General features: G+C 67.5%; 6 protein-coding genes. 3 read left to right on the forward strand and 3 right to left on the reverse strand.

Going from position 1 to position 5,318, the window contains the following annotated elements:
* The first annotated feature begins 10 nt into the window (after positions 1–10).
* Positions 11–2,269, forward strand: coding sequence for a PBP1A family penicillin-binding protein (locus tag Q0716_RS01125; RefSeq protein WP_299018785.1), 2,259 nt, complete (start codon positions 11–13; stop codon positions 2,267–2,269).
* Positions 2,270–2,305: 36 nt separating this feature from the next.
* Here Q0716_RS01125 and cyaY read toward each other — a convergent pair whose 3' ends face one another.
* Positions 2,306–2,635: an iron donor protein CyaY gene (gene cyaY, locus Q0716_RS01130; RefSeq protein WP_299018777.1), complete on the reverse strand. Its 330-nt coding sequence runs from the start codon at positions 2,633–2,635 to the stop codon at positions 2,306–2,308.
* 16 nt (positions 2,636–2,651) lie between these two features.
* On the opposite strand from cyaY, the gene Q0716_RS10915 reads away from it, so the two are divergent.
* Together Q0716_RS10915 and lysA are read left to right on the forward strand one after the other, a co-directional pair.
* Positions 2,652–2,816 (forward strand): lipoprotein, encoded by a 165-nt coding sequence (locus Q0716_RS10915; protein ID WP_366139702.1) that lies wholly within the window; start codon positions 2,652–2,654, stop codon positions 2,814–2,816.
* The gene (gene lysA, locus Q0716_RS01135; RefSeq protein ID WP_299018779.1) at positions 2,803–4,104 is read left to right on the forward strand and encodes a diaminopimelate decarboxylase; all 1,302 of its coding nucleotides are present in this window, start codon (positions 2,803–2,805) and stop codon (positions 4,102–4,104) included. The genes Q0716_RS10915 and lysA overlap by 14 nt, the downstream gene beginning before the upstream one ends.
* On the opposite strand, the gene Q0716_RS01140 is transcribed toward lysA, so the two are convergent.
* Both Q0716_RS01140 and msrP read right to left on the reverse strand, forming a co-directional pair.
* Positions 4,061–4,717 carry a protein-methionine-sulfoxide reductase heme-binding subunit MsrQ gene (locus Q0716_RS01140; protein ID WP_299018781.1) on the reverse strand — a complete coding sequence of 219 codons (657 nt, stop codon included), beginning with the start codon at positions 4,715–4,717 and terminating at the stop codon, positions 4,061–4,063. The two genes, lysA and Q0716_RS01140, sit on opposite strands and share 44 nt — an antisense overlap.
* Positions 4,686–5,318: protein-methionine-sulfoxide reductase catalytic subunit MsrP (msrP, locus tag Q0716_RS01145; RefSeq protein WP_299018783.1), on the reverse strand; the 633-nt coding region annotated here is incomplete at its 5' end. The genes Q0716_RS01140 and msrP, both read right to left, overlap by 32 nt.

Below are 5,318 nucleotides of genomic sequence, written 5' to 3' on the forward strand. Positions count from 1 at the left end.
GGCGGGACTGATGTTGGTCGCGCTCGGGTTGGCGATGGCGTACCCCAACCTACCCGACGTCAGCGAACTGGCAGACTACCGCCCCAAGCTGCCTCTGCGGGTCTATGCGCGCGACGGCTCGCTGTTGGGCGAGTTCGGCGAGGAACGGCGCAATCTCGTGCCGTTCGAGGACATCCCCCCCGTCATGATCAACGCAGTGCTGGCCATCGAGGACGCCCGCTTCTTCGAACACAGCGGCATCGACTACCGGGGCCTGCTGCGGGCAGCGCTGGCCAACTTGAGCGAAGCCAAGAGCCAGGGCGCGTCCACCATCACCATGCAGGTGGCGCGCAACGTCTACCTCTCCAACGAAAAAAGCTACCTGCGCAAGATCTACGAGATTTTGCTCACGTTCAAGCTCGAGCACCTGCTGACCAAGGAGCAGATTCTCGAGATTTACATGAACCAGATTTTTCTCGGGCACCGCTCCTATGGCTTTGCGGCGGCGGCACGCACGTATTTCGGTAAGTCCCTGCAGGAACTCACCATTGCCGAAGCCGCCATGCTCGCCGGCCTGCCAAAGGCCCCCTCTGCCTACAACCCCATCAGCAACCCCAAGCGCGCGCGCGCCCGCCAGCTCTACATCATCGATCGCATGCTGGAAAACGGCTTCATCACCGAGGCCGAGGCCAAAGCCGCGCGCGAAGAGCCGTTGCGGCTGCGCCGCTACGACGCGGAACAGGACGTGCACGCCGACTATATTGCCGAGATGGTACGCCAAGCGATCGTCGCGCGCTACGGCGAAGACGCCTACACCGCGGGCCTGCAGGTCCACACCACCATCGACGCGGCGTTGCAGCGCGCCGCGTGGCGTGCGGTGCGCCAAGGGGTGCTCGACTTCGAGCGCAAGCAGCACTATCGGGGCCCAGAGCGGTTCATCGACCTACCCACCGACCCGGCACGGCGCGAGGCCGCCATCGACGAAGCACTGGCGGCCGTGCCGGACAACCCGCCGCTGCTGACTGCCGTCGTGCTGTCGGCCGACCCGCGCCGGGTGGTGGTGGTGCGCGGCGACGACGCGCCGATCGAGATCACCGGCGCCGGGCTGGAGCCCGTGCGCTCCGGACTCGACCCCAGTGCCCCGCCCCACCTGCGCCTGCGTCCCGGTGCCGTGGTGCGCATCGTCAAGGTGTCGCAGGGCTGGTATCTGACCCAGACGCCCGAGGTCGAAGCGGCGTTCGTCGCCGTCGACCCGCGCGATGGCGGCATCCGCGCGCTCATCGGCGGTTTCGACTTCGAGCGCAACAAGTTCAACCGCGTCACGCAATCGCAGCGCCAGCCGGGATCGAGCTTCAAGCCCTTCATCTACTCCGCGGCGCTGGAAAAGGGCATCATGCCCCAGACAGTGGTCAATGACGCACCGCTGTTCTTTCCGGCCAGCGTCACGGGGGGTAAGCCCTGGGAGCCCAAAAACTACGACGGCCAGTACGAGGGACCGATGACGGTGCGCACGGCGCTGGCCAAATCCAAGAACATGGTCTCGATCCAGGTGCTGCGGGCTGTGGGCACGCAGTCGGCTCAGCAGTGGATCACGCGCTTTGGACTCGACCCGGCCAAACATCCGCCCTATTTGACGATGGCGCTGGGCGCTGGCGCCGTCACACCGCTGGAGATGGCCGCAGGCTACGGCGTCTTTGCCAACGGCGGGCACTACTTGCCGCCGGTGCTCATCACCCGCATCAGTGACCACAAAGGCCGCGTGCTGCTCGACGTCCCCGCGCAGGCGCCGTCCGAGGACAACCGCACCCTGCCCGAGCGCAACGCCTTCCTCATGAGCCAGTTGCTCAACGAAATCACGCGCTCGGGCACCGCGGCGCGCGCGCAGGCCACGCTCAAGCGACCCGACCTCTACGGCAAGACCGGCACCACCAACGACGCCCAAGATGCGTGGTTCGTGGGCTATCACCCCACCCTATCCGCCGCCGCGTGGCTGGGCTATGACACGCCACGCAACCTAGGGCGGCGCGCCACGGGTGGCGCCTTGGCGCTGCCGATCTGGATCGATTTCATGGGCCAGGCGCTACGCCATACGCCCGTGCAAGAGCTTATGCCCCCGCCGGGCGTGAGCTTCTCCGGGGGCGACTGGGTGTATGACGAATATGCGGATGGCAGCTATGTGCGGCGGCTGGGCTTCGAGGATGCGGCGACCACGCCTGCAGGGGACGTCCCCCCCGATGCGGACCCCGAGGCACGCGAGAAACGCAGCATCCTGGACCTGTTCCGGCCATGAGGGGCCGGGTACGCGCTGTGGCGGCTTCTTGCCTCGTCAAGGGGCGAATGTCAATGTCATGCCAGACTGCGCCGAAGCCTCACGTGACAAATGCTCGAAAAATTCGCCCGCGCCCTTGGTATCCATCCAGCGCTGGCCGTCGAAGCGGTAGTGGTAGCCGCCCGAGCGTGCCGCCATCCAGATCTCGTGCAGCGGCTTTTGCAGGTTGATCACGATCTGGCTGCCGTTGCGAAACGTGAGCGTCACCATGCCGCCGACGCGCTGGTTGTCGATGTCGGCGTCGGTCGTCTCGTTGATGCGGTCACAGCTCAACTCCACCGCCTTCAGCACGGCTTCGGCGCGGTCCAGGTATTCGAGGTCGGTCATCACTACAATCGTCCAGATGCAAACGAGACGGCGCATTGTAGGATGGCGCTCCGCCGCTTGGGGTGCCGTGTTGGCCTTGGCCCTGGTGGGCTGCGGACAAAAGGGGCCGCTGACGCTGCCGACCGCGGCCGCTTCTTCCCCTTCCTCCCCTTCCCATTCCCCATCGCATGTCCCGCGCTGACACACCCCTGACGCCGTATCTGCCCGGCGCTCCCTTCTTTGCTTATCGCGACGACGAGCTCTGGGCCGAAGGCGTGCGCGTCGCCGACTTGGCACGCGAACACGGCACCCCTCTGTTCGTGTACTCGCGCGCGGCCATGCTGGGCGCGTTGAGCGCCTACCAGCGCGGCCTGGCGGGCCGCGACGCGCTGGTGTGCTACGCGATGAAAGCCAATTCGAATCTGGCCATCCTGGAGGTCTTCGCCCGTGCAGGGTGCGGCTTCGACATCGTCTCGGGCGGCGAGCTCGAGCGCGCCTTGCGTGCCGGGGCGGCGCCCGAGCGCATCGTTTTTTCCGGCGTGGGCAAAACGCGAGCCGAGATGCGCCGCGCGCTGCAGGTAGGCATCGGCTGCTTCAACGTCGAAAGCCGCGCCGAGCTGGACGTGCTGGATGCGGTGGCGCGCGAGCTGGGCGCGCGCGCACCGGTGAGCGTGCGCGTCAACCCCGACGTCGACGCGCAAACGCACCCCTACATTTCCACGGGTCTGAAAGACAACAAGTTCGGCATCGCGCACGACGAGGCGCTCGACGCCTACCGCCACGCGGCCAGCCTGCCCGGGCTGCGGGTGGTCGGCATCGACTGTCACATCGGCTCGCAGATCACCAGCACGGGGCCCTACCTGGACGCGCTGGAGCGCGTGCTCGACCTGGTGGAAGCGATCGAAGCCGAGGGCATCCCGCTGCACCACCTGGACCTGGGCGGCGGGCTGGGCATCGAATACCACGGCGAACAGCCCCCGGCGGCCGACGCGCTGTGGCAAGCGCTGCTGGCGCGCCTGGACGCGCGCGGGCATGGGCAGCGGCGGCTGCTGCTGGAGCCCGGTCGCTCCCTCGTGGGCAATGCCGGCATCTGCATCACTGAGGTGCTCTACACCAAACCCGGCCCGGTCAAAAACTTTCTGATCGTGGACGCGGCCATGAACGATCTGCCACGCCCAGCCATGTACGACGCCTACCACGCCATCGCGCCGGTACGCCCCCGCACCGAGCCGCCCCAGGTATGGGACGTGGTGGGCCCCGTGTGTGAAAGCGGCGACTGGCTGGGCCGCGAGCGCGCATTGGCCGTGCAGGCCGGCGACTGGCTCGCCGTCGGGTCCGCCGGCGCGTATTGCATGAGCATGGCCAGCCACTACAACTCGCGCGGTAAAGCGGCCGAGGTGTTGGTCAGCGGCGATCGCGCCCAGTTGATCCGCGCGCGCGAGTCGATCAACGACCTGTGGCGGCAGGAGCGCGGCCTCGCGCTCGACTGACGGCGTCCCACACCCGCCAGCCCAGCAGCACTGCCAGCACGGCCGCGTAGGCGATGACGTCGCCGTAGAGCGTCTTGCCGCTGCGCATCCAGAAAAAGTGCAGGATCGCCAGCCCCGCCACCGCGTACACCGCCCGGTGCAAGGCCCGCCAGCGCCGCGCGCCCAGCCAACGGATGGCGGCATCGAACGACGTCGCGGCCAACGGGAATAACAGCAGCACCGCCAGCACGCCGACGAGGATGAACGGCCGCTCGGCCACGTCGCGCAACACGGCGTGCCCATCCCAACCCTGATCCAGCCATGCATAGGCCAGCAGGTGCAGCAGCGCATAAGCAAACGTCCACAGTCCCAGCCCGCGCCGCCATCCGGCGAGCGCCGCCCAGCCGGTCCAGCGCCGCAGCGGGGTAATGGCCAGTGTCAGGCACAGCAGCCGCAGCGTCCAATCGCCCAGACCACGAATCAGCGCCTCGGCCGGGTTTGCACCCAGCCGGTCGGCCAGCGCCATCCCCCACAGCCACAGCGCCGGTGCGGACAGTGCCAGCAGCACCCAGGGCTTGGCCGCGCGCAGCCAGCGATCCACGTCAATAAAAGCGCCGCAGGTCCATGCCCGCATAGAGCTGGCCAACCTGCTCGGCATAGCCGTTGAACAACTGGGTCTTGACACGCGGCGCGAACAGCCCGCCCTGCCCGAGGCGCCGCTCGCTGGCCTGGCTCCAGCGCGGGTGCGGCACATCCGGGTTGACGTTGGCGTAAAAGCCATACTCGTGTGGCGCGGCCACCGTCCAGGCGGTTGCCGGCTGTCTCTCCACGAATCGCACGCGCACGATCGACTTGCCGCTCTTGAAGCCGTACTTCCACGGCACCACCACACGCAGCGGTGCGCCGTTTTGCGGCGGCAACATCTCGCCGTACAGACCAAAGGTCAGCAACGTCAGGGGGTGCCGCGCCTCGTCCAGGCGCAGGCCCTCGACGTAGGGCCACAGCAGCACGTTGGAGCGCAGGCCCGGCATGGACTCGCGGTCGGCGAGGGTGTGGAACTCGACGAACTTCGCACTGCCCAGCGGCTGCACGCGCTCGATGAGTGCGGCCAGCGGGTAACCGATCCACGGCACCACCATCGACCAGCCCTCGACACAGCGCAGCCGGTAAATGCGCTCCTCCATCGGCGCGAGTTTGAGCAGGTCGTCGATGTCCAGCGTCAACGGCTTGGCCAC

It is taken from the genome of uncultured Tepidimonas sp., from assembly GCF_938045175.1.
In the GTDB taxonomy this organism is placed as follows: domain Bacteria; phylum Pseudomonadota; class Gammaproteobacteria; order Burkholderiales; family Burkholderiaceae_C; genus Tepidimonas.

Bases quoted from the DNA above. Each gene is read 5' to 3' on its own strand.
- Q0716_RS01125 (WP_299018785.1), top strand. From the start codon at position 11: ATGTTGGTCGCGCTCGGGTTGGCGATGGCGTACCCCAACCTACCCGAC.
- Q0716_RS10915 (WP_366139702.1), top strand. From the start codon at position 2,652: ATGCAAACGAGACGGCGCATTGTAGGATGGCGCTCCGCCGCTTGGGGT.
- lysA (WP_299018779.1), top strand. From the start codon at position 2,803: ATGTCCCGCGCTGACACACCCCTGACGCCGTATCTGCCCGGCGCTCCC.
- cyaY (WP_299018777.1), bottom strand. From the start codon at position 2,635: ATGACCGACCTCGAATACCTGGACCGCGCCGAAGCCGTGCTGAAGGCG.
- Q0716_RS01140 (WP_299018781.1), bottom strand. From the start codon at position 4,717: ATGCGGGCATGGACCTGCGGCGCTTTTATTGACGTGGATCGCTGGCTG.